This window comes from Neobacillus bataviensis (genome assembly GCF_019969725.1).
In genome coordinates this window covers 476,596-499,612 of sequence record NZ_JAHXYW010000004.1, presented here as the reverse complement: position 1 = coordinate 499,612, position 23,017 = coordinate 476,596, and the positions used below count along the sequence as shown (strand labels likewise).

At 37.3% G+C, this 23,017-nt stretch carries 25 protein-coding genes and 1 riboswitch; of the genes, 4 read left to right on the top strand and 21 right to left on the bottom strand.

The genetic code is table 11. The features are described 5' to 3' along the window. Positions 1-50: 50 nt before the first annotated feature. The 8 genes from prsW to LC455_RS13815 all read right to left on the bottom strand — a co-directional run bounded on the left by prsW (position 51) and on the right by LC455_RS13815 (position 7,121). A complete protein-coding gene (gene prsW, locus LC455_RS13850) occupies positions 51-740 on the bottom strand; it encodes a glutamic-type intramembrane protease PrsW (protein WP_223591624.1) in 690 nt (229 codons plus the stop codon). A gap of 102 nt (positions 741-842) precedes the next feature. Next, positions 843-1,799: an asparaginase gene (locus LC455_RS13845; RefSeq protein ID WP_223591665.1), complete on the bottom strand. Its 957-nt coding sequence runs from the start codon at positions 1,797-1,799 to the stop codon at positions 843-845. An 8-nt stretch (positions 1,800-1,807) separates the two neighbouring features. Continuing rightward, a complete protein-coding gene (locus tag LC455_RS13840) occupies positions 1,808-2,779 on the bottom strand; it encodes a YpdA family putative bacillithiol disulfide reductase (protein WP_223591623.1) in 972 nt (323 codons plus the stop codon). A gap of 338 nt (positions 2,780-3,117) precedes the next feature. Further along, positions 3,118-4,395 (bottom strand): Glu/Leu/Phe/Val family dehydrogenase, encoded by a 1,278-nt coding sequence (locus LC455_RS13835; RefSeq protein WP_223591622.1) that lies wholly within the window; start codon positions 4,393-4,395, stop codon positions 3,118-3,120. Between the two features lie 199 nt (positions 4,396-4,594). Then, positions 4,595-5,173, bottom strand: coding sequence for a genetic competence negative regulator (locus LC455_RS13830; RefSeq protein ID WP_223591621.1), 579 nt, complete (start codon positions 5,171-5,173; stop codon positions 4,595-4,597). A gap of 68 nt (positions 5,174-5,241) precedes the next feature. Next, positions 5,242-6,033 carry a metallophosphoesterase gene (locus LC455_RS13825; RefSeq protein WP_223591619.1) on the bottom strand — a complete coding sequence of 264 codons (792 nt, stop codon included), beginning with the start codon at positions 6,031-6,033 and terminating at the stop codon, positions 5,242-5,244. A gap of 24 nt (positions 6,034-6,057) precedes the next feature. Continuing rightward, positions 6,058-6,426: a hypothetical protein gene (locus LC455_RS13820; RefSeq protein ID WP_223591618.1), complete on the bottom strand. Its 369-nt coding sequence runs from the start codon at positions 6,424-6,426 to the stop codon at positions 6,058-6,060. A 59-nt stretch (positions 6,427-6,485) separates the two neighbouring features. After that, a complete protein-coding gene (locus LC455_RS13815) occupies positions 6,486-7,121 on the bottom strand; it encodes a CBS domain-containing protein (RefSeq protein WP_223591617.1) in 636 nt (211 codons plus the stop codon). 151 nt (positions 7,122-7,272) lie between these two features. On the opposite strand from LC455_RS13815, the gene LC455_RS13810 reads away from it, so the two are divergent. The 3 genes from LC455_RS13810 to LC455_RS13800 are packed head-to-tail and all read left to right on the top strand — an operon-like array spanning position 7,273 to position 8,352. Further along, entirely contained in the window at positions 7,273-7,503 is a 231-nt protein-coding gene (locus LC455_RS13810; protein ID WP_223591616.1) for a spore coat associated protein CotJA, read from the top strand. Next, positions 7,500-7,760 (top strand): spore coat protein CotJB, encoded by a 261-nt coding sequence (locus tag LC455_RS13805; RefSeq protein WP_317851438.1) that lies wholly within the window; start codon positions 7,500-7,502, stop codon positions 7,758-7,760. The genes LC455_RS13810 and LC455_RS13805 overlap by 4 nt, the downstream gene beginning before the upstream one ends. A gap of 22 nt (positions 7,761-7,782) precedes the next feature. Then, positions 7,783-8,352, top strand: a complete 570-nt coding sequence (locus LC455_RS13800; RefSeq protein WP_223591615.1) for a manganese catalase family protein — start codon at positions 7,783-7,785, stop codon at positions 8,350-8,352. Positions 8,353-8,384: 32 nt separating this feature from the next. Here the strand turns inward: LC455_RS13800 and LC455_RS13795 are convergent, their stop codons facing one another. From LC455_RS13795 to LC455_RS13775, 5 genes are all read right to left on the bottom strand, one after another. Then, positions 8,385-8,840: a YpbF family protein gene (locus tag LC455_RS13795; protein WP_223591614.1), complete on the bottom strand. Its 456-nt coding sequence runs from the start codon at positions 8,838-8,840 to the stop codon at positions 8,385-8,387. Between the two features lie 278 nt (positions 8,841-9,118). After that, positions 9,119-9,796, bottom strand: coding sequence for a LysM peptidoglycan-binding domain-containing protein (locus LC455_RS31705; protein ID WP_223591613.1), 678 nt, complete (start codon positions 9,794-9,796; stop codon positions 9,119-9,121). After that, on the bottom strand, positions 9,793-10,398 hold the full coding sequence (locus LC455_RS13785) for a CPBP family intramembrane glutamic endopeptidase (protein WP_223591612.1): 606 nt from the start codon (positions 10,396-10,398) through the stop codon (positions 9,793-9,795). Before LC455_RS13785 ends, LC455_RS31705 begins: the two co-directional genes overlap by 4 nt. Next, positions 10,395-11,897, bottom strand: a complete 1,503-nt coding sequence (locus LC455_RS13780) for a RecQ family ATP-dependent DNA helicase (RefSeq protein WP_440446399.1) — start codon at positions 11,895-11,897, stop codon at positions 10,395-10,397. The genes LC455_RS13785 and LC455_RS13780 overlap by 4 nt, the downstream gene beginning before the upstream one ends. After that, positions 11,897-12,931 carry a helix-turn-helix domain-containing protein gene (locus tag LC455_RS13775; RefSeq protein WP_223591609.1) on the bottom strand — a complete coding sequence of 345 codons (1,035 nt, stop codon included), beginning with the start codon at positions 12,929-12,931 and terminating at the stop codon, positions 11,897-11,899. Before LC455_RS13775 ends, LC455_RS13780 begins: the two co-directional genes overlap by 1 nt. A 245-nt stretch (positions 12,932-13,176) precedes the next feature. On the opposite strand from LC455_RS13775, the gene LC455_RS13770 reads away from it, so the two are divergent. Further along, on the top strand, positions 13,177-13,425 hold the full coding sequence (locus LC455_RS13770) for a ferredoxin (RefSeq protein WP_223591608.1): 249 nt from the start codon (positions 13,177-13,179) through the stop codon (positions 13,423-13,425). A 111-nt stretch (positions 13,426-13,536) separates the two neighbouring features. Here the strand turns inward: LC455_RS13770 and LC455_RS13765 are convergent, their stop codons facing one another. The 8 genes from LC455_RS13765 to resB all read right to left on the bottom strand — a co-directional run bounded on the left by LC455_RS13765 (position 13,537) and on the right by resB (position 22,997). Further along, complete coding sequence (locus tag LC455_RS13765; protein ID WP_223591663.1) at positions 13,537-14,103, bottom strand: ECF transporter S component; 567 nt, start codon at positions 14,101-14,103, stop codon at positions 13,537-13,539. Positions 14,104-14,271: 168 nt separating this feature from the next. Further along, positions 14,272-14,402: riboswitch (FMN riboswitch) on the bottom strand. A gap of 99 nt (positions 14,403-14,501) precedes the next feature. Continuing rightward, positions 14,502-15,254 (bottom strand): peptidoglycan DD-metalloendopeptidase family protein, encoded by a 753-nt coding sequence (locus tag LC455_RS13760; RefSeq protein ID WP_223591607.1) that lies wholly within the window; start codon positions 15,252-15,254, stop codon positions 14,502-14,504. 175 nt (positions 15,255-15,429) lie between these two features. Continuing rightward, a complete protein-coding gene (locus LC455_RS13755; protein ID WP_223591606.1) occupies positions 15,430-16,611 on the bottom strand; it encodes a negative regulator of sigma-X activity in 1,182 nt (393 codons plus the stop codon). Then, complete coding sequence (sigX, locus tag LC455_RS13750; protein WP_223591605.1) at positions 16,586-17,137, bottom strand: RNA polymerase sigma factor SigX; 552 nt, start codon at positions 17,135-17,137, stop codon at positions 16,586-16,588. Before sigX ends, LC455_RS13755 begins: the two co-directional genes overlap by 26 nt. 201 nt (positions 17,138-17,338) lie before the next feature. Then, a complete protein-coding gene (locus tag LC455_RS13745) occupies positions 17,339-19,123 on the bottom strand; it encodes an ATP-binding protein (RefSeq protein ID WP_223591604.1) in 1,785 nt (594 codons plus the stop codon). Then, on the bottom strand, positions 19,120-19,836 hold the full coding sequence (locus tag LC455_RS13740) for a response regulator (protein WP_223591603.1): 717 nt from the start codon (positions 19,834-19,836) through the stop codon (positions 19,120-19,122). Before LC455_RS13740 ends, LC455_RS13745 begins: the two co-directional genes overlap by 4 nt. Positions 19,837-20,186: 350 nt before the next feature. Further along, the gene (gene ccsB / locus LC455_RS13735) at positions 20,187-21,374 is read right to left on the bottom strand and encodes a c-type cytochrome biogenesis protein CcsB (protein WP_223591602.1); all 1,188 of its coding nucleotides are present in this window, start codon (positions 21,372-21,374) and stop codon (positions 20,187-20,189) included. After that, entirely contained in the window at positions 21,375-22,997 is a 1,623-nt protein-coding gene (resB, locus tag LC455_RS13730; RefSeq protein ID WP_223591601.1) for a cytochrome c biogenesis protein ResB, read from the bottom strand. Positions 22,998-23,017: the final 20 nt, after the last annotated feature.

The window sequence follows — 23,017 nt, the reverse complement described above, 5'->3', positions numbered from 1 at the left end:
TATTTTTTGTCTAATTGGTGTTTTTATTCCAAAAATAAAAAAACCCTTCATCAGGAATGAAGAGTTTTTTGAACTGGATACTGTTTTTTTAAATGTTTGGCACTCAATATCTTAGCTTTTTTCACTTTTCTTAAGCCAAACCACCAAAGAAAAATCATAAACGGAAAAATAATAAACAGCCAATGTTCTTGTGAAATTAAAATAAAATCATAGAATCCATGGAGAATGAAAGGCAGTAGAAGCGAAAGGAAAATCCACTTTGCTTTGTTTCCATCCGTGAACTTCGCCTTTCCAAGATAAAAACCCATTATAACCCCAAACAATGCATGACTTGATACTGGCAATAATGCTCTAGTCATCGCATGTTCAATCCCATTTGCAACTAGATAAAAAATATTTTCCACTGTCGCAAAACCAAGAGAAACGGAAACGGCATATACAATTCCATCGAATGGCTCATCAAACTCAACATGCTGGTAGATAGCATAAAAAAGGATAAACCACTTAAAAAATTCCTCCAGAAGACCGGTGTTTAGAAATGCATCGAACAAGTGGGATTGAAGCAGATTTTCAGTTTCAAGAACATGCTGAATAAACATAATCGGAAACACCAATAAAGCACCGTACAAAAATGTCCGAAATACAAATGAAATTGGCTCTGGCTCATATTCATCTTTTAAATAAAAATAACTAAGTAAGGCCAGTCCGGGGGCAATCCCGGCAGATAATATCCCCAGCATGTTGAACCTCTTTTCCAATCCGTTTTCTTAATCGTAACATGGAAACAAAATAAAGAAAATGATAGTTTCCTTCCACTTTATTTAGAAGGATTGTCTAATCATTTAAAAGGTTATTTTTTCCAAGCCGCTTGCAAGGGCCACAGCCAATTTGATTCTAGCCTTTTTAGAATCATTGTCACTTCCTAAAATTACACCTTTTTTATAGAGATCATAAGCACTGCCTTCATAATCATAAGTAGTGTAAACAGCACCCTCTTCTGCGCTAGTTGTAACGACCAATTTAATTCCCTGCTTAATTGCCTTTTCAATTTCCTCCATCATTTGAGGAGCCACCTGGCCGCGGCCGACTCCTTCAAGAACAATCCCTTTTACCCCTGCTTCACGTGCTGCTTTAATGAATTTTCCATCTGCACCAATATAGCATTTAATCAATTCAACTTGAGGGATTTCAGTCTGAATTTCATAATATTCTCTTTTAATCGGCTTTTGAAAGACATGGACTTGGTCATTATCAATAATGCCAAGATATCCAAATCCAAAGGCATTAAACCCTTGTATATTAGAAGCATGTTCTTTTTTTACATAGCGTGCAGCGAATATCCTTTCATTAAAGACAACAACTGCCCCAGCAGCATGGAGGTCAGTGGAGCAGGCTGAGTAAATGGCATGTCGTAAATTAATATAAACATCGCTCCCTAAATCTTCAGGAGAACGTTGAGAGCCTGTGACCACCACAGGCCGATGGTCTTTTATTGTTAAATCAAGAAAATATGCAGTCTCTTCCATCGTATCCGTTCCGTGTGTCACTACAACACCAGCGACGGTCTCATCTTTAAAATAGTCCACTATTTTGTTTTTTAATGAAGTAAGATCTTCAAATGTAATATGAATGCTCGCTTTTTGAAAAACAGATTCTACGATGACTTCAATGTCTTTTGGTAAATTACACATGGCAGCAAGTTCTTCCCCGGTAAGAGCACCAGAAGCAAGTTTTCCAGAATCCTTATTTGGTTTACTAGCGATTGTTCCACCAGTTGTTAATAAAACAACCTTTTTCATCATCTCAATCACCCTTCAGCTTCTTTTTCTATGATGGAGTGCGCAATTTGTCCACCATGGAACCTGCCATTTTCGATAAATATTTCATTCGCATTGTTTCCGGCAGCAATTACCCCCGCTATATAGATCCCCACCACATTTGTCTCCATGGTTTCAGGATTAAATAACGGTCTTCCAGATTCTGGATCAATTTTCACGCCCATTGTTTTTAAAAATTGATGATCGGGATGATAACCTGTCATCGCAAAAACAAAATCGTTGCTAATTGTTTTTTCAACTCCAACTTTATTATATATAACTTGCTCCTCCGTTATAGCTTTAACATTTGCATTAAATTCCATTAATATTGTCCCTGTACGAACTAATGCTTCAAATTCCGGGAGAATCCAAGGTTTAATACTTGGAGAATATTCTTTTCCTCGATAAAGTACGGTCACCCTCGCTCCTGCCTTCACCAATTCCAATGCAGCATCTACACTAGAATTTTTTCCTCCTATAACACACACATCTTTATCAAAGTACGGATGGGCTTCTTTAAAGTAATGTTTAACTTTAGATAAGTCTTCTCCAGGGACATTCATGTAATTCGGATGATCGTAATAACCGGTTGCAACAACGACATAACGAGCACTGTAACTGTTTTTATCCGTATTGATATGAAATAAATCATCTTTCTTTACCACTTCAATAACCTTTTCGAAGGCGTTTATACGAAGCTGCTTCCGCTTAGCTACCTCCCTATAATAGACCAATGCCTGATTACGTTTCGGCTTATAGGTATCTGTTAAAAAGGGAACATCTCCAATTTCTAATTTTTCACTCGTACTAAAAAAGGTTTGATGTGTTGGATAATGATAAATGGAATTAACTACATTCCCTTTTTCTATTATTAATGGCTTTTTTCCAATCTCCTGAAGAGAAATAGCTGCTGCCATGCCGCAAGGTCCGCCGCCTACAATGATTATGTCTTCTATTTGCACTTTAGGTACACTCCTTAATAAATACATTAGCTGTGTTAAACTGGGCTGTTGATTTGCGCTCCAGGCACTTCGCGCACCTTAGGGCGGTTCGGGGAGCCTCCTCAGTGCTTAAGCGCCTGCGGGGTCTCCCCTGCCCCGTACTCCCGCAGGACATTGAATTGCATCCTCGAATCCGACCCACGCACGAAGGAAATGCGTTAGCATTTTCGAGGAGTCTCGCGCCTTCCGCTCCAATCAACAGGGTTTTAAAAGCAGTTATATCCCTAAACACAACCGAAATAAAAAACTCCTACCGTTTTATGATAGGAGTTTTTTCATTTTATTTCAATGTTTAGCGTTTAAATCCAGCCTCTGAAGCGGCTAGCTTCAGCCATCTTTCTAACCCCAACCATATAAGCAGCCAGGCGCATGTCTACACGGCGTGTTTGGGCAGTATCATAAATATTTTTAAAGGATTTAACCATTACTTTTTCAAGCTTTTCTTCTACTTCTTCTTCTGACCAGTAATAGCCTTGGTTATTTTGTACCCACTCGAAATAAGATACCGTAACCCCGCCAGCAGATGCTAAAACGTCTGGGACAAGCAGAATACCCCGTTCTGTTAAAATTTCTGTTGCCTCTAATGTAGTTGGACCATTTGCCGCCTCTACTACGATGCTAGCACGAATGTTATGAGCGTTGTCCGCAGTAATTTGATTTTCAATTGCTGCAGGGACAAGAATGTCGCACTCAAGTTCTAGTAATTCTTTATTTGTAATTGTATTATTAAACAATTTTGTTACTGTTCCAAAGCTGTCTCTTCTATCTAAAAGATAATCAATATCCAGACCGTTTGGATCGTATAATGCACCGTAAGCATCTGAAATCCCTACAACCTTCGCTCCTGCGTCATGCATGAATTTTGATAAATAGCTTCCGGCATTACCAAAACCTTGGACTACTACTCTTGCACCCTCTATTTGAATTCCCTTCTTTTGGGCTGCTTCACGAATACAGATGGTTACACCCTTTGCAGTTGCAGATTCGCGTCCATGTGATCCGCCGAGAACAAGCGGCTTACCAGTGATAAAGCCTGGAGAGTTAAATTCATCGATTCGGCTGTATTCATCCATCATCCAAGCCATAATTTGTGAATTAGTAAATACATCCGGAGCAGGAATATCCTTCGTAGGTCCTACAATTTGACTGATAGCACGTACGTATCCACGGCTAAGTCTTTCAAGTTCTCTAAAAGACATATCACGAGGATCGCAGATGATACCACCTTTTCCCCCTCCGTATGGAAGGTCGACAATTCCACATTTTAAACTCATCCAAATTGAAAGGGCTTTCACTTCTGTCTCTGTTACTCCTGGGTGGAAGCGAATTCCGCCCTTTGTCGGCCCAACGGCATCATTATGCTGTGCACGGTAGCCAGTAAATATTTTTATTGAACCGTCATCCATTCTAATTGGAATTTTTACTGTCATCATACGTAACGGCTCTTTCAAGAGCTCGTATACTTCTTCAGGATAACCTAACTTTTCAAGGGCCTTATGTATTACAGTCTGTGTTGATTTTAACACATCATGTTGTTCCTCTTGATTAGTCTTTTCATTTGCTTTTTCGGCTCCCATTTGTAATCCTCCTAGAAATTGCTTTTACGAATGTTGTCCGCTTTCAGACACAAGTATACACCTTTAAATGATTTATGCAAGAAAAAAAACATACTTTTTATCAATAACTCATTATTATGTAAATGCTGCCATCCATGATTAATTTAATGAATTATGGATAGCATTTGTCCAATAGGTTTCCTTCATCCATTTTTTATAATTAAAAAAAATGAAGAATAGTTTCCACCGCTTTATTTTCGATAATTCCTTTTCCATATTCAATAAGTACAAATGGACTAATGATTGAAGCATTGCCAAATTCCGAAAAAATACAAGCCGCTTGTTCGCTTATGTTAGGGTCTAATTTTTCCATTAAAAAGTAATAGTGATTGTTCATAAAATATAGGCTTCCGCCAAATATATTCATGTAAGATAGCCTTTGGGCTAGACTAATAATGTCTTCAAAATCCTCAAATTCATATATTAGGTCATCAAATCCTCCGACCCTGACCTGCATTTCAATAAATCCATCATATAATATCTCTTCATCTTCCTCTGCTTCGTTTACAGTAATGATCATAATCATCCCCTGTGCCTGAAGGGAGAATATTTCCACTGCCACAGACCCCTGGATATCTACATCAAATTCCTCACTAGCTTCCTCAAGCATATCATGAAAAAGCTGATTCCATTTGCTTGAATCCTTCCAAATATCTTCCTTGGAAAGTCCCCTATCAATTAAATCATCAGAGGTTAAAAATATTTTAATTTTATTGGCTGTTAAGCGTTCTAAGCGCATGATTTTGCCCCCTGCTGTAACATCACTCTTGTTGTAGTGTATGCCTCAGGGCTTTGTTGGTGAATTGTCTACATCACCTTATCCGGAGCAGGACCATTCCTAAGGGTAATAAGATGGCATTCTGCCGGTGCGCCTAACCTTAAGGGCAGCGAAGTTGTTCCATATCCATTACTAATTAAAAGGGTTGTATTTTGAAGTCTTATCAGCCTTCCACGTTTATAAGGACTATACCCAAAAAAATGAATCTGACCTCCATGGGTATGTCCGCTTAATACTAGACGTATTTCATGCTCTGGAAGAATTTTGTTTGTTATATTAGGATAATGGCTTGCCAAAATTTTAAAACTGTCTTCCTCTGCATCTAATAGCGCTAACTCAAGGCGGTCACGATTTTGGTTTAAGTCATCTACTCCAAGCAAACATAATTTTTCTCCTTGATTTGATTCAAAGGTAACAGAGGTATTGTCTAACACTTTAATCCCATGGTCCATTAGGACAGCATCTAATTCATGATAGTCAATCTCATAATCATTGTTTCCCCAAACAAAGTAAACAGGTCCAATTTGTTTTAATGCGTTTAAATTGGTTTTCACTCTTGCCAAGGGGACTCCATTTTCTGTTAAATCTCCCCCTATGACGACAATATCAGCCTTCCCTTTAACATTGTTAATGATGGTTTCTGAGATTGTTCTTCTATGTATATCTGAAATAAAAAAGATCTTTACCTCTCCAAACGTTGCCGGAAAGTCCGGAAAATAAATATCCTGTTCTTTTACTTTATTTAGAAAAGCTTGATTTAACATATATAAAAGTAAAAGTATGCCGCCTATAACGATCAAAGCAACTAATATAATAATCATTCCCTTTGTTCCCCTTATCAACACTTAATTTTCTACGGAAATCATACCATAAAGAAAACTCAAACTAAAAAAAATGAGTGTTTCTTCCCAGCCAATATAAAAAAGAAGGAAAAACACGATTCCAAAACCACAATATTCCAATAACATTAGGATACTACAAGACGATTGCTTCTTCCATGTCTTTATCGTCTTATTAATAATCCCATTAATTACCCCTCCGCTGATTAAAATCCCAATGAACAAAGCAATTGCGGCTGCGAAAAATTGTATTGGATTAATGACAATTCCGACAAAAAAGTCAGTAAGTACATAAGGATGTGGTATTGAAATCCATTTAATCACTAAATATCCACATAAAAAAACTAAAGAAAAATGAACTAACCTGATAAACATAAAAACCCCCTCCCATAAAAATATATGAGAAGGAGTCTATTTTTTTCCTTTATTCGAGTTTAATCATCCTCTTGAATACTTAAAATCCGGAAGCCATGCTCTTCCAGTTTCTTTGTGAACCGGTCAATATTATTTTTCTTTTCAACCTTCATCACAATTCTCCGAACAAGTCTATCTGTTTCATCAAAAGTAACAAGTGAGATGATATGCTCGTGGAATTGATGGGCAATTTCAGAGAGTCGGGCAATCCGTCCCTCAGTTTCTACCGATGTAAAAGCAATTCTAACACCTGGGCGGTTTACACCAAATGCACTTTCGAATGAACTTAATACATCGGACCGAGTAACAACCCCTAGAAATTGATGATTGGAATCAACAACTGCTAATAATGGAAAATCCTTCAAATCAAGGAGTGTCTTTTCAAATAATTCAGAGCCCTCTAGGAACTTTTCTTGGTGGGTGGCAATATCTTTCACTACAGTTAAATTTAAATATTCATCCTTTGGTTTATTCGAAAGGAAATAATTTGCATAGATGCTGTATCTTGTGACTACACCTGCATATTGCTCACCTTGTAAAACCGGTAACCCATCAATTTGATGTTTTTCAAGACTTTCCAAAGCCTGTTTAAGGGTTACATCTGCTTGTACTGTAAAGCATTCATGCTTGGGTATCATAATATTTTTCACGAACAATTTCCATCACCTCAAAATTATAATCCTGACTCTTCTTTTATTATACTTCTACAAGGCAATGAAAAATCCATTCATATATTAAAGTTTTATGTCATGTTTTGATAATAATTTCATATATTTAAATGATATTGAAAAAATAGGGAGGGCCACAATGCACACTCATCACAAGCTCTATCATCCGTATGCGAGTCCATTTGATCCCTGCAAGCCGATACTTGAAAAAACCTATTCCACTCCACCTCATTTATATATTGGATTCCAGCCGCCAAATCTTCCGCAATTTTCCCCGCTTGAGGCTTTGAGAGCAGGCACACTTTGGAAGGATTTCTATGACCCATATTACAATGCTTTTGAGAAAGCGGGAGGGGGACAGCCGACGTGAAACAGGTTCCTGCCGAATATTATCAGATGATGGAACAGCTGCAAGCTGTCGACTTTGTCTTGGTAGAGCTTACCTTATACTTAGATACACACAACGATGATCTTGAAGCAATAAACCAATTTAATCATTATGTAAAGGAAAGGAAAAGACTCAAAAAAGCATTTGAAAGCCAGTTTGGTCCTTTACAGCAGTTTGGCAACAGTTACTCCGGATATCCTTGGAACTGGGACGATAGTCCATGGCCATGGCAGGTTTAATTTAGAGGAGGGATTACACTAAATGTGGATTTACGAAAAGAAGCTCCAATATCCCGTTCGAGTCAGTATTTGTAATCCGACTTTAGCAAAATACTTAATTGAACAGTATGGAGGTGCTGATGGAGAGCTTGCCGCAGCATTACGATATTTAAACCAGAGGTATACCATACCTGATAAAGTTATTGGCCTTTTGACAGATATCGGTACCGAAGAGTTCGCCCATCTCGAAATGATTGCCACAATGGTGTATAAATTAACAAAAGATGCCACACCAGAGCAAATGAAAGCTGCAGGTTTGGCAGAACATTATGCAGACCATGACAGCGCATTATACTACCATAATGCTGCAGGAGTTCCATGGACAGCCACCTATATCACCGCGAAAGGAGACCCGATTGCCGATTTATATGAGGACATTGCAGCTGAAGAAAAGGCAAGGGCAACTTATCAATGGTTGATAAATATCAGTGATGATCCTGATATCAATGATGGTCTCCGTTTCTTGCGTGAACGGGAAATCATTCATTCCCAGCGTTTCCGTGAAGCAGTGGAAATCTTAAAAGATGAGCGCGGAAAAAAGAAAATATTCTAACGAGCAAAAGAAGCAGGATGACCCTCTGCTTCTTATTTCTTTTCATGATAAAGGTTTATATCATAATTTTTTTTCATAATCTCAAATACTAAATGTCGGTTTTTCCATTCCTCTTCTTTTTTCCAATAATCCTTGCTTCGGTCGACGATTTCACATCGTAATTCATGATATTCCTTTTCTGCTTTATCTTTTTTTTCTTTGAGCAAATTCATCGTGCCGTACATACCAACCACAAAAACTAATAAAGTAAAATTATTCGAATCGTTAACAAAAGCAGAAAACATCGCGGCAAATGAATAAGAATATACGCTGGCTACTGTAAAATACAGATAAATAAAAAAGCAGGTTGCTAAAATGATTGTTCCCCAGATAGATAAATTATGGCGGCGTTTGAACTTGTCAAACTTTTCTTTTCTTTTCCTTACATTTTCAAGTGCCTGTTTTGTGGCTTGATCCGTATTTTCAAGTGATTGGATTGGAGAATCCATTTTATCCCCTCCTTTTCTCCGTATATAAATATGAACTTGTCCGCTATATTATGTTTTTTTTATTAAAATCGCTTATAAGCTTGGTTGTTGGCGCTCAAGGAGCGAGCGGTTCGCGGGCGTTCCGGGGAGCCTCCTCGGCGCTTTGGCGCCTGCGGGGTCTCCCCTGCCCCGTATTCCCGCAGGAGTCTTCGCGCCTTCCGCTCCAATCAACAGCTTAAAAAATTTAACAATGCCCTTTAACACAGCCTCATAAAAAAACCGATCTAAAGATAGATCGGCTAGTTATTTAATGGTATTTTTAGCACTTGGCCTGCATCGATATTATCACCTTGAATATGGTTGGCCTGTCTGATAATGTTCATGCCAGATTGAGACTTATAGTACTCCATCGCAATATGATATAAAGTTTCTTTTGGCTGAACCGTGTGGTAAATAATTTTACTTGTTTTTTTCGGCGCAGTTGGTTGGCTCTTTTTCGTTTCCTGTATTGGCTGACTATTTTTGTCTCCTGACTTATTTGCATCGATGGTGACAGGACTCGGAGGTGTTGAAATTACTTTTGTATTATTCTCTTCAGTTATTGCCGCTTCGTTTTTTACTTGGTTACTTTCCATCTGTTGCTCATCGGCCTGCTTATTCTTCTCATCGATTTCTGTCTTTTCTAGATTAATAGTTTCATAGCCTACAGAATCCCCTGATGTCTTAACGGTATTGCTTATTTTCTTACCATCTAGATATGATATCACGCTGAAAATAATGATAGGAAGAAGGATAAAGAAAAGAACCAATAGACGAATAACCGGGTATTTAAACTTCCATTTTGTTTTCTTCTTTTTTTGCCGGTGCAGCTGCTCCCTTGGAGGCAAATCACCTGATTCATCCATTTTTTCATTAATTTTTTGAATCCGCTGTTTTAACCTTTCAGCTCGATCTCGATATGGCTCCTCTTTATTCACGTAGAAACTCCTTTCTCGTCGTCATTACCTGGTGAACGTCTAAATTTTATATAAACACCTAATAAAAAATCGATGATAAAATGCATGACAATTGTAACGGCTAAATTATCTGTCCACTCATAAATCAAACCGATAAAAAAACTAAGGACGACAATATTTGAAAATAAAAACCAATTAAATAGATATCGATAATGGATAATTGCAAAAATTATACTTGCAAGTATGAGACCGACTTTTGTTTGGATGATCCCACGAAATAACAATTCTTCACTAAACGCGACTATGGCCGCAATAATAAAAATATGAAGAATATTTCTATGTTTAAAAATTCTTTCATTTAATCCGCCATCATCATAAAAGGAGGATGGCAGACACTTCATTAAGATAATATCGAATATCACAACAGCTGCTCCCGATGGTACCCCTATAAGAACAATTTTAGGGTCCTTAAAGATCAAATGATTCATATAGGAAAAATGATCAAATAAAATAAATCCTAATATGATCGAAATGACTAAAAGGATGACTTGCGTCATATAGAGATGAAGAAGCAACTCTTTGTCAGTTAGGTTTTTTATCAATTCATTATACTTCTTTTTCATTTGCTCAACTCATTCTTCATTAAAATTTTACCGAGATACTCCATCCAGGATAATTCATTTGTTGTTGTTTTCGTCTGGTCAATAGAAGAATGATAATTTTTCAACTGAAGCCCGCATTGATCGCAGCACGGAATCACCTTATTGATTAATTCATCATCAAAGTAATCCAAAATAAATTCTCTTCTGCATCCATTTGATTCCACCCATGCTTTCATGTGATATATATTGTTCATTTTTGCGGTTAGCCTTTTCTTCAAAAATAATTGAATGGTTTGCTGAAGTTCTTTTTGGATATTTTGCGGTGTACCATTAATCAAATCCTCAAGGATACGCCATTGAATTTCATTAAAACCGCCTAGCTCGCATAAATGATTATTCAAATTGATCTTTCCATCCTCATACTCTTCTTCCAGCTCTATTTTAGAAAACAGCCAATCAATTTGCTGCTCGGATGGCAGTTCACTCTCTGCCAACTGAATCGGAAGGTGCTCGTCCCCGGGGGAGTACAATAAAATGGCAATGCTAAGCTTTCCATCACGACCTGCTCTCCCAATTTCCTGAAGATAGGATTCTAATTGCATCGGCATATGATAGTGAATAATAAAACGGATATTTTCTTTATTTACACCCATTCCAAAAGCACTTGTAGCACAAATGACATCCAACTGTCCGTAAATAAATTGCTGTTGGATTAATACCCTGGTATTAGGGTCTTGTCCACCGTGATAGGCCATAGCCCGGCAAATCCCTTTTTCCGCCAATACAGAAGCCATTTGCTCTGCTGATTTTTTACTGGAAAAATAAATAATTCCCGGTTTCTGCAGTTTAGTAACCAACTCAACTACCCGATTTTGTTTATCAAAGTAATTCGCTATTTTCTCCACGTTAAAAGCGATATTGGGACGATCAATGGTTGTTTCTACTTTTGTACAATTTTCAATGCCGAGTGATTGAATTATATCCTTCCGAACTTGCTTTGTTGCTGTGGCAGTAAGAGCTAGTGTCAAGGGATCCCCCAGCTTTTGGCGAATATCGCCTAATTTCGAATAATCAGGCCGAAAATCATAGCCCCATTGCGAAATACAATGTGCCTCATCTACAACGAATAAGGAAATGGATAGTTCACCAAGCTTTCGTAAAATAAAAGGGACACTTAACATTTCCGGTGATATAAAAATAAATTTATATTTTTTTAACTGGCTCAGGACACTATTTTTTTCCACTTGTGTAAGAAAGGAATTCAATGCAACCACTCTTTTTTCCCCAAACCTCTTAAATTGCTCTACCTGATCCTGCATCAGGGAAAGGAGAGGAGAAATAATTAATATGTGACCACTAAGAATAAGCCCAGGAAGCTGGTAGCATAAGGACTTTCCAGTACCAGTAGGAAGCATGGCTAAAGTATGCTTTCCTGCTAAAATAGAAGTAATTACTTCCTTTTGTCCTATCTTGAATGAATCATAGCCAAAATGTTTTTTTAATAGGGTTTCTAACTCCATCATCGCTCACCATACTTCGCCAACACTAATCTTATTTGAAAGTAACTGGCCGTTTTCACTTTGTCCCTGATAAATTTAAGCTGCCGCGAATTAATTTGCCGTGAAATTTCCAGAATTGTCTCCTGCAGATTTTTTTCAACATAGTCATCAATTGAAAAATCATTAATATGTAGTGCAAATTCTACAAAGTGGTCCTCAATTGTACTTAATTTTAAATGTCTTATGTCTGCAATCATTTCAAGGGAATACCCTTGATTTAATAGGGTCCATGTTTTCCTGGATGAAATTGTTAATTCATTATTTTGCTTTAAATCCCTAATAAGCAGCGATAATAATGGAAAGTTCTTTGGTTCCCGATTAATCTTTTGCAGCAAGTAATGGATAATATTGATAAATTCAATATGATAATCGTGAATATCCATATTGAGCCTTTTAGCTGTCTGCTCAGGAGTTAACCCAATTTGTTGATACCCTGTTAATCGGAAGATTAAGACAGATGGATCGGCATTTTTTGCTTCTTTAAAGCTATCTACCAGCTCGGAATAAAGCATGCTTCCCATTTCCAGTCTGGCTACTTGGATTTCCTTTAATATTGTTTTCAACCAAAAATGAACATCTTTGTTTTTTTGAATGGGGATATATTGGTTTTCGTGGTTTACAAAATTCGAAGCTACCTGAACTAACAACGATAATCTTTCCCAAAAATTCATTGTAAATGGGTGATAATTCCACCCATTCAGAAAGCTAGGTATCTTGCTTTCATATAAATTTACTTCACCTTCTGGTGTAAGGACGAATCGCTTCCCACAATTGTTAATCCACTTTTTTTCAACCATATTGTGAATGATATCTTCGAAGGATTCTCGAGTTAGCGTATCGTAAATCCCAAATAAATGCTTCAGTGAAAATAAATGTGCATCCTGAATCGTTTGGGATGATTTTTTTCCATTTAATAGGTGATAGATGGAATAAATCGTCCTTTCTCTATTTAATTTCTTTAAACAATATAGAAGAATCGATTCAATTTGTTTCATCAAGGGCCCCACACTTTTCTGACGTTATCGACAAATTACCCATTTTTTCTATCTTATTTTAACATGAAATGACAGGACTTGTTGTTCAAAATTATGTTAAAGTAACATAAACAAATTAAGAAACGGGGTTATTTAAAAGCAACTTTCTATTGAAAAGTTACTCGTACAGTTTTACAATAGATATGAGTAATGCATTTCCATATATTATGGATGAATTTTGTTATATTACTGGGAGGTTTTTTTTCATGGCAAAGTACACAATTGTTGACAAGGAAACTTGCATCGCATGTGGCGCATGCGGCGCAGCAGCACCTGATATCTACGATTACGATGATGAAGGCATTGCATTCGTAACTCTTGACGATAATGAAGGAATCGTTGAAATTCCTGATGTATTAGTTGATGACATGATGGATGCATTTGAAGGCTGCCCTACAGATTCCATTAAGGTTGCTGACGAACCATTTGATGGCAATCCAACTAAATTTGAATAATATTTTGTCAATAAAATATTGTTAAGCTGCTAACCCTCTTCTGAATTTGAAGAGGGTTTTTCATTTTGGAATATGAAAAAGACACTTCATATTTGAAGTGCCCTTTTCATATTATACACTTTTTATTACGGATAATTTATTTATCCATGTTTGCAGTCGTATGAATAATAACATAAAGATGGATGACATCAACACACCTTTAATAATATTAAATGGAAGGATTGCAGGTACAACTATGTTACGCATGTCAGGATATTTCAATAGGGCTGTATATGCTGGAAGAATGACAAAGTAATTGGCAATACTCATGATCACGGCCATCGTAATTGTACCTAGTACTAATGCAATGGTCATTCCCTTTCGTGTTTTCATTTTGGTATATAAATAATAGGTTGGCAATACAAATGAGATACCCGCGAGAAAATTAGCTATATGACCAACTGGTATTCCTGTTGGACTTCCGGTTGCGAAATAATTGAGTACAACTTTGATAAATTCAACAACAATTCCTGCAATAGGCCCAAAAATTAATGCTGCAATTAACGCTGGGATGTCACTGAAATCAACTAATAAGAAATTTTGGAAAAACGGCAGCGGAAAGTTTAATAGCATTAATAGATAGGCAATACTGCTGAGCATTGCAATTGAAACCATGGCCTTTACATTCGTTTTCTTCATTTTATTCATCTTCCTCTCTCCTTTTTTGATCCATCACCTTAGGAAGAGAGGTTCAGCATATAGACGCCCTGTAAATAAAAAACCCCCAAGTAAAATACACTTGAGGGAGTACAAAGGCATACTTAATAAACGTTCGTAATACCATTATTTTTTGAACGCTTGCAGAACCTCCATCTTCTCCCATCCAGACTATACTGTCGGCCTTGGAATCGCACCAAATCCTGCCTAAAAGGCTCGCGGGCTTAAGAGTAATCTCTAATACCGCCGATCGGGAATTTCACCCTGCCCCGAAGATAGATCGATATGAAATTATAAAATTATTATACTTGAGAAATGGTAATTTGTTAAGTAAAAAGAATGAAACCCGCAACGATATCGTTCACGGGCCATGTTCTCCTTTATTCGATAAGCAATATTTGTTTCGGTTTAATTACATCGGAATGCAAATGATTGATATCCTTTAACTTCTTTACGGACATATTTCTTTTTTTTGATATCGCGTAAAGGGTATCTCCTTGTCGAACGACATATTTATTAGTTTTTGCTTGTATTGAACGGTCTTTAGTTGAACTTTTGACATGTGAGCTTGCTTCAAGGACATTATATCCGCTAGTGGCAACTCCGCCTTGTACAAACTCACCTACATTTGCTTTTCCTAAAAGCATTTCAGGGTCGATAGCAAATTTCTTATCATATCGCCATTCTAATTCATGTGTTTCAAAATGGAGGTGAGTTCCAGTAGCTTGTCCAGTTTTCCCCATTTTTCCAACCACGTCACCTTGTTTTATATTTTGGCCAACATAAACGTTACGTCTAGTTAAATGTGCATAAACAGTAACAACCTTACTTGGATGTTTAATAAACACGACATTTCCGTATGTATTGGAAAAATATGATTTGATGACAATTCCGTTATCAACCGCCAATACGGGCGTATTCATTTTCCCAGCTATATCTATTCCTTTATGTTTTCCCTGCCTTGTTCCATATGTATCAGAAATGACACCATCTGCGGGCCAAATCCAATGTTCCTGTAATTCCTTCATTTCGTCCAAACTCGCAGCTTGTGAATGTTTCCCACCTAAAAACAATAAACTGACACAAAGTGCCATAATAATGGCAATCAAAAACCGCTTTATGTAGTCACGCATTCTAATCCTTTTCCTCCTTAAATCTTCTACTCAAGTCCACCATATGTTTCCAGTTTCGAGTTTAGAACTGAAACTAAAGAGATAATGACCCTGAGCATACTTGTTATAATTTGGAGACATCCACTATTTTATGCATAAATAAAAAAAATCAACCCAATTTAGGTTGATTAGCAATTTATTGGATATTGCGTAAATTTGGAGCAATTGGCACTTTATTTTCCTTTGATAAATCAAAGGGCCCTATATGTGTTAACGGGGAATTCTTAACAATAATTTTTTCAACTCCAAACTCCTTAGCGGTTAACATCAAAGCCTCAAATGAATATAATGTCAGTTGATTATCTTTTAACGTAGAATCGTCCTTAAGAGAGAGAGATAAAGTTTTGTCCGAAATGGTCACATCATAAATCTGTAATGATGGCGACAGCGAACTTTTTAAACCATTTTCAGGTTGATCGGCCCTCATTGCCTCTAAAGCAGTTCCAAAATCTTTATAAGTATTATTAGTTGGAGTTAAGTAGGGTAATTTACTGCCTGCAGGATAATAAAACAAAAAAGCATGATTTTTATCGATTACAATATTTTGTTCTTGCTTGGTTCCGTAATTACCTAATTCTATACCTGGTTCTCCATTTGTTTTGAACTCTATCTTTCTAAGGTTACTATTTGATGCTATATCTTTTTGTAATACATTTATAAAGCTCGTTTCATTGGTCGATCCTTGTCCGTATAAATGGTTTGAAGGGACATCAACAATAACGCTATTATTATTTTTGTCTAGCTCCAATGTCGCATTTAGCGGGTAGAAATCACTTAATCCCCATTCTTCTTCTTTTAGAGAAGCCATATTTTCTGCAAAAACAGTCAACCAGGATTTGTTGCCTGTGTCTGAAACAATAGTAGAAACAGGAATAAGAATCTGTGCTTGTTGGTCAGGTATCCAATAGGTTAACACCTTGCCATTTCCCACTTCATCATCATAAATCGCAGATTTCACACTTTCAGTTCGTAACAGTTTTACCTCTTTGGTACCGGAGTTTGCCCCCTCCTTTGAGGTTGCTTCCTCCTTATCCATGGCAATTCCGGCATCTTTATTAGCTGTGGTTTGCTCCAAGGATTTTTTTTCTTGGGCTTGATTAAAGGAATTATTTGTTCGATCCATTAAGTTAGGAACTAAAATAAGAAAAAGAAGCACGGCCGCTGCAGTTGCGATTCCTGGTAATAACCAGGGTATCAATTTGCGCTTTTTTATAGAAAGATTCTGGTAAATGTCACGAGGATCGCGATGATCTTGTATTTTAGGCATTTGCCTTATTAGTTCCTCGAGCTGTTTATCGCTCCACTCTGACTTTCTCACTAGTTAATCCCTCCTTTTCATAAAACATTTCCATGTGCTTCTTTAAAACTTTCAAGGATCGATGCTGTGTTGTTTTTACTTTACTTTCTGTCCATCCTAATGTTTTTGCTGTTTCAGCAATGGATAAATCATTTAAATATCGTAAAATGATTACCGCCCGTTGATCCATCGTGCAAAATTCTAAGCATTTATATATCCATTTAATCTCTTCCTTTTGAACGGTTAACTCTTCTGGAATTGGATAATCATCCTTAACTTGGTTGGATGACCAATCGAATTTTTCGAAAATTCTTTCCTTCCATCCCTTTTGCTTGCGAAAAAAGTCTATTGCCACATTACGAGCAATAGAAAAAAGCCAGGTCTTTTCACTGCTTTTCCCCTCAAAACGATTATAGGACTTAAAAACTCTTATATAAACTTCCTGGACAAGATCCTCTGCATGTTCTTTGTTTCTAACCATATAAAATAGAAATTGAAAAACGTCATGATGATATTTTTGATAAAGTTCATCGAAAACGGAGTCCATCAATTCCCCTCCCCGTTCATTTATATTAGTCGATATTTATGTATAAAAGGTTTCACCTATAAATATAGACTTTTTTTAGGTAAAAAGGAAGGTATTTATTGGAAGCACTTAACGGAGTCAAAAAAGCTCATCCAAAATGGATGAGCTTTAATAATGTTCCTCGTGAATCAAGAACAATCGGCAAAATACCTGATGTTTTTACTATTTTCGAGGAAGAAGGAAGGAAAATGTCGTCCCCTGTCCGAGCTTGCTTTGAACAGAAATATGACCCCGATGGGCATCAATAATATTTTTGGCTATAGCCAGTCCCAGTCCAGTACCTGCCCTTCCCCTGGTCCTTGCTTTATCGGCCTTATAAAAGCGTTCAAAAACAAAAGGTAAATCTTCTTCAGGAATCCCTGAACCTGAATCTTTAACTTCTATTCGTATCCCCTTGTCTTCTGAAGTTACGTTTAACCGGACTGAACCGCCTTTTGGTGTGTGTCTTATGGCATTGTCAATTAAGTTTGTCAATACCTGTTCAATCCGGTCAGGGTCAAAGAAAACAACGGAAATTCGATTATCTATGTCAGCGTGCAATTGAATCTCATTATCTTTAGCAAGCCCTTGAAATTTATGAATAATCCTATGAATAAAGGAAGAAATATTTATTTCATCGATTGTTAATTGGATATGGCCCGCTTCCATTCGAGCCAAGTCAAGAAGTTCATTGACCAGCCTTCCCATTCGAAGGGACTCATCATAGATAACCTTAGCCATTTCTTTTTTCTCTTCTTGGGATTCAGCAATATCATCCACAATTGCTTCACTGTATCCCTGTAACATCGAAATGGGGGTTCTAAGCTCATGTGAAACATTGGCAATAAAGTCTCTTCTCATTTTTTCCAATTGCTTTTCCTTCGTCATATCCCTTAAGACCGCAACAGCTCCACGGATAAAGCGATTGCTGTATAAAGGACTGACAAGGATTACCCAATGACGGCCCTGAAGAGAAATTTCCCCGACCTGTTCTTTTTCTGTATCTACTGCCTCTTGAAAAAGCTCCATGACTTGAGATGGAATGGCCTCCGAAGCAGGTCCAAACTCACCATTTTCATAGTACCAGTATTGGAGAAAGCGGTCTGCTGGAGGATTGGTGATCAATATTGTCCCATCCCGATTAAAGGTGATTACTCCATCTGCCATACTGCTTAATATGCTAGAGAGCTGTTCCTTTTCCTGACTAAGGGCATTCATATTGAATTTCAATTGTCGTCCCATTTGATTAAAGGCAGTTGCCAATTCCCCGATTTCATCATGTGTAAGAATCGGTACCTTTGTATCAAACTTTCCTCTCGCCACTTCAAAGGCTGCCTCTCTCATTTTCCGTAATGGTGCCGTAATTCTGGTTGATAAAAAGAAGGCAAAAATAGTTGTCAGAATAATCGCAACACCTGCGACAAGTAAAATAAATCTTGTTGTAGAGCGGGATGTTTCCTGCATATCTTTCAAGGATTGATAAATAAAAACAGCCCCATTTTTATCGTCAGTCAAATGAAGAGGTACACCAATAATGGAATAACTGGCATCTTCATTATTCCTAATCTTTTCTGATGAAAGGTTAGAGATTTTTTCTACAGTAATGTTTTTACTAAATACTTTAGACAATTCTGGATCATTTTTAATATCTGAAACGGATAATTTCTTTCCCATTTCCGTGTTCGGAGAGTAATAGATATCTTGATTATTTTTAACAATTAACACTTTGGTATCATTATCAAGGATCTCCCAAGATATTTCTAACCCTAAGGGAAATTTCTCACCAGGATGGTTTTCGAGAACTCGGGCAATTTTTTCAGCAGTGTGTGTCAAATCACTTTTTGTTACCTTGATGTTATTGTTTTGGGTGTATTCCAAAAGCATGACTGTTAGAATAAATAGCACAAAGGATACTAATAAAAGGATGGTAAACCAAAGTTTACCTACAACACTTCTTAAAAAGGTCATTCATTAATTACCTCAAATTTATACCCTACGCCCCATACTGTAACGATCATTCTTGCAGCCTGTTCAGACACTTTGTTTAACTTTTCACGGAGACGCTTTACATGCGTATCAACGGTTCGCAGGTCACCGAAAAATTCATAATGCCAAACTTCTTTTAATAGCTGCTCACGATCAAATACTTTATCTGGTGCCTTAGCTAAAAAATATAGTAATTCATATTCCTTAGGGGTCAAGCTTACCTCTTTGCCATCAGCGGCGACTCTATGGGCATCATTATCTATTGTTAAATGTGGAAACACAATAACATCCTTTGTTGTTGTCTCAGTTTGCAGGTAGCTAGTTTGTGAAGATCTTCTCAAAAGAGCTTTTACACGCAGGACAACTTCCCTAGGGCTGAAAGGTTTCACAATATAATCGTCTGTACCTACTTCAAATCCTTGAACGCGATTAACTTCTTCACCTTTTGCCGTTAACATGATAACGGGAGTTGCCTTTTTCTCCCTAAGCTCCCGACATACTTCAATTCCATCTTTGCCAGGCATCATTAAATCAAGAAGAATGACATCATAGTCATTATCTATTGCTTTGGTTAAAGCCTCATTACCATCTTCAGCTTCATCAATTGTATAATCTTCACGCTCTAAATACATTTTTAATAAGCGGCGAATTCTTTCTTCATCATCTACTACTAAGATTTTCACGTCTTTATCCATTATTAATCCCCCCATGAGGTTTATTTTACAAAATGGTAATGGTTTTTGCTATATTTTCAGGTAATTACGCCTATTAAAAGTGTCAATATTATGACAAAGGTGTTTTTTTGAAAAATACTATTGATTTTTTAAACACCTATTAAAAAAGTCTGTTCATTTCTGCACTTCGCTTTCCGCGGGCGGTCCGGGAAGCCTCCTCGGCGCTTAAGCGCCTGCGGGGTCTCCCCTGCCCCGTCCTCCCGCAGGAGTCTTCGTGCCTTCCGCTCCAATGAACAGCGTTATAAAATCAAAAATTCTCATAAACATAGCTTTTAAAAAAAACCTTCACTTAAAGTGAAGGTTTGATTCAATTAACTGCCTGCATAGGAATGCAGACCGGCGATGACTAGGTTTACAGCAACTAAATTAAACATAATAATGACGAAGCCTATTACGGCAAGCCACGCTGATTTTTCTCCATGCCATCCCTTCGATAAGCGAAGATGCATAAATGCCGCATAGAAAAGCCACGTAACTAATGCCCATACTTCTTTTGGATCCCATCCCCAGAACCTCGACCAAGCCATTTGTGCCCAAATCATTGCAAAGATTAATGCTCCAAGTGTAAACACCGGGAATCCAATAAGTACTGATCGATAGCTAATTTCATCAACGAAATCAAGCTTAATATTTTTTACTAGCGGCTTAAGTGCAGCTGCAATCCGCTTTCTTAAAATAACCCGAATTACTCCATAAAGAATAAGGCCTGCCATCAATGACCATATAACCGTATTTAATTTTTTGGCATTAATGAAAGCGGGCATTTCTACCAGGGGCTGAAATCCCTCTTTTGTTAATAGTTTTCCTTCATGAGGGCCAGTAAGGGCGGGCATTGTATATTCAAGATTTGCTTCATTTCCATGTTTATCAATCCAGGTAAATTTTTCATCATACCCTAACCCTGAAAATGTCGAGGAAACTGCGACAAAGCCTAGCACTGTAACTAGCGAAAACATAACCACTTCAAGCCAAAAGGTTCTTTTTGATGCTTTCGATTGATCAATTGCCTTAACCAGATAAATTAACCCCGCAGCAAAACTAATGGCTAAAATAGCTTCGCCAATGGCTGCAGTGGTTACATGGATATGAAGCCAGTAGCTTTGTAATGCCGGTATTAATGGGGTTATTTCCCTAGGAAACATGCTTGCATAGGCAATAACCAGAATCGCAACAGGCATTGTAAACAAACCGAGTAAAGTTGTTCGATAAATAAAATATATAACTATAAATGCACCAACTAAAGCCATTCCAAAGAAAGTGGTAAACTCAAACATATTACTGACCGGTGCGTGTCCGGCTGCGATCCATCTGGTAATAAAATAGCCCAACTGTGATATAAAACCAATAATTGTTAATAAGACGGCAATTTTCCCCCAGCGATTAGTTCCCTTCTTATCAATTGCCCCCTTTTTAGAGGTAATAGCTCCGCCGTAAAAAAGCGTTGCAACTAAATAAAGTATAAAAGCAATAAACAATAAATTACTACTTATTGTTACCAACTAAACTACCTCCTTATCCTGTTTTTCCGTTTGAAGTTGATCCTCCGGCATGTTTAGCTTCGTATCGGTTAAAACAGATTCTATTTCTCTCTTTAGGCCGTACCAATTTTTATTCGTGTGTGCCGCAATCCAAACCTCACCGTTTTTATTTTGAACCCAAATCCTGCGGTGATTCCAATAGGCCCCTTGAATGACACCAATCATAAAGATAATGCCTCCCAATATGATAGCCCATAATGATGAATCCTTGCGCACAATAAATCCGGAAACATTTTTAGTTTCAATTCCTTTAAAGGCCATTTTATAAGTATTATTACCTGACGGTTCAATAGTTTGCCTGATTGCAACGAAACTCGTTTCTCCTTTTGGATTTTCAGGAGATATCATCCGAAAAACAAAGGCAGGGTTATTGGGAACTCTTGATTTTGTAGAAGGTTCTCCATTTTTCCCAAACTCAAAATCTGGAAAATAACTAAGAACTTTAACCGAATAGCCATTACCTAGTTCATAAACTGACTTAGGATTCCTAAGGTTGATTTTCATTTCCCCAAAGGATTGATTTGTCTTTTTATTGGTCAAGGCAAATGTCATTGCTTCTAGGTCACTTCTAAACGAGGCTTGGAAAATAGAATACCCTTCATAGGTTAAAGGATGATTAACTCGGACCTTATAATCTTTTATCTTTTCAAGCTTTGGTTTTTCTCCGGGAATATTTTCACCGACACGATTGTAAAGAATAACGTTAGATTGGTAATTTTTCACCACTTCTCCTGCTTCTTCAATCGCCTTTTTAAAAGTTTTATCTTTGTTTTTATCATAATGCTGCAAGATGAATTGATTATTTCTCAGATAAAGCTTTTCACCTGTCTCAGGCACAAGGGCTGTTTCGCCTTCCCTGACCCAAAGGTTCTCATTAACGTACATTCCAGGCACAAAACGAAGCATTCCGCCAAATAGGAAGATAATTAACCCGACATGGTTTACATATGGACCCCATCTTGAAAAACGTCCCTTTTCAGCTAAAATATTTCCATTTTCCTCACGAACCTGGTATCGTTTTTCTTTTAGATGCTTCTTAATGACCGTAAAGTCGTCGTTATCCACATGTGTATTGACACCAAACACGCGCTGGCGCTTTAAGAAGCCTTCGTGTCTTGTAACCCGTTGGGCTTTTAATGCCTTATATAAAGGGACGACCCTGTCTAAGCTGCAAATAACAAGTGAAATCCCTATCATGGCAATTAATAATAAGTACCACCATGAACCATACAAATCATTGAACCCTAATTGATAATATAATTTTCCAAACCAGCCGTATTCCTCTTCATAATACACTTCCGGAGGCTGGTCAATATACATTTCCTGCGGCAGAATTGTGCCAAGGGAAGAAGCAATTAGAGTAATGATAATAAGCCAAACTCCAACCTTTACAGAAGAAAAGAAATTCCAAATTTTATCAATAATTGTTTTGTTATAGGTCTGTGAGCGGCGTGCACTGCCTTCGTAGCGCATATCAAGTAATGGATTCTTTTTCTCATTTTCATCCAGCACTTTTCCGCAAGCTTCGCATAACACGGTTCCATGAGGATTTACGTGCCCGCATTCACATTTAACATCTTTCATTGTAAAAAACTCCCTGTAAT

Coding starts and splice junctions, on each gene's coding strand:
- LC455_RS13820 (WP_223591618.1), bottom strand. CDS start 6,426: ATGTTTATCAGGTTAGTTCATTTTTCTTTAGTTTTTTTATGTGGATAT.
- LC455_RS13810 (WP_223591616.1), top strand. CDS start 7,273: ATGCACACTCATCACAAGCTCTATCATCCGTATGCGAGTCCATTTGAT.
- LC455_RS13795 (WP_223591614.1), bottom strand. CDS start 8,840: ATGGATTCTCCAATCCAATCACTTGAAAATACGGATCAAGCCACAAAA.
- resB (WP_223591601.1), bottom strand. CDS start 22,997: ATGAAAGATGTTAAATGTGAATGCGGGCACGTAAATCCTCATGGAACC.
- prsW (WP_223591624.1), bottom strand. CDS start 740: ATGCTGGGGATATTATCTGCCGGGATTGCCCCCGGACTGGCCTTACTT.
- LC455_RS13845 (WP_223591665.1), bottom strand. CDS start 1,799: ATGAAAAAGGTTGTTTTATTAACAACTGGTGGAACAATCGCTAGTAAA.
- LC455_RS13765 (WP_223591663.1), bottom strand. CDS start 14,103: ATGAAGAAAACGAATGTAAAGGCCATGGTTTCAATTGCAATGCTCAGC.
- LC455_RS13740 (WP_223591603.1), bottom strand. CDS start 19,836: ATGGATAAAGACGTGAAAATCTTAGTAGTAGATGATGAAGAAAGAATT.
- LC455_RS13830 (WP_223591621.1), bottom strand. CDS start 5,173: ATGCGCTTAGAACGCTTAACAGCCAATAAAATTAAAATATTTTTAACC.
- LC455_RS13780 (WP_440446399.1), bottom strand. CDS start 11,897: ATGGAGTTAGAAACCCTATTAAAAAAACATTTTGGCTATGATTCATTC.
- LC455_RS13835 (WP_223591622.1), bottom strand. CDS start 4,395: ATGGGAGCCGAAAAAGCAAATGAAAAGACTAATCAAGAGGAACAACAT.
- LC455_RS13745 (WP_223591604.1), bottom strand. CDS start 19,123: ATGACCTTTTTAAGAAGTGTTGTAGGTAAACTTTGGTTTACCATCCTT.
- LC455_RS13785 (WP_223591612.1), bottom strand. CDS start 10,398: ATGAAAAAGAAGTATAATGAATTGATAAAAAACCTAACTGACAAAGAG.
- LC455_RS13760 (WP_223591607.1), bottom strand. CDS start 15,254: ATGCGTGACTACATAAAGCGGTTTTTGATTGCCATTATTATGGCACTT.
- sigX (WP_223591605.1), bottom strand. CDS start 17,137: ATGGACTCCGTTTTCGATGAACTTTATCAAAAATATCATCATGACGTT.
- LC455_RS13800 (WP_223591615.1), top strand. CDS start 7,783: ATGTGGATTTACGAAAAGAAGCTCCAATATCCCGTTCGAGTCAGTATT.
- LC455_RS13775 (WP_223591609.1), bottom strand. CDS start 12,931: ATGAAACAAATTGAATCGATTCTTCTATATTGTTTAAAGAAATTAAAT.
- LC455_RS13770 (WP_223591608.1), top strand. CDS start 13,177: ATGGCAAAGTACACAATTGTTGACAAGGAAACTTGCATCGCATGTGGC.
- LC455_RS13825 (WP_223591619.1), bottom strand. CDS start 6,033: ATGATTATTATATTAGTTGCTTTGATCGTTATAGGCGGCATACTTTTA.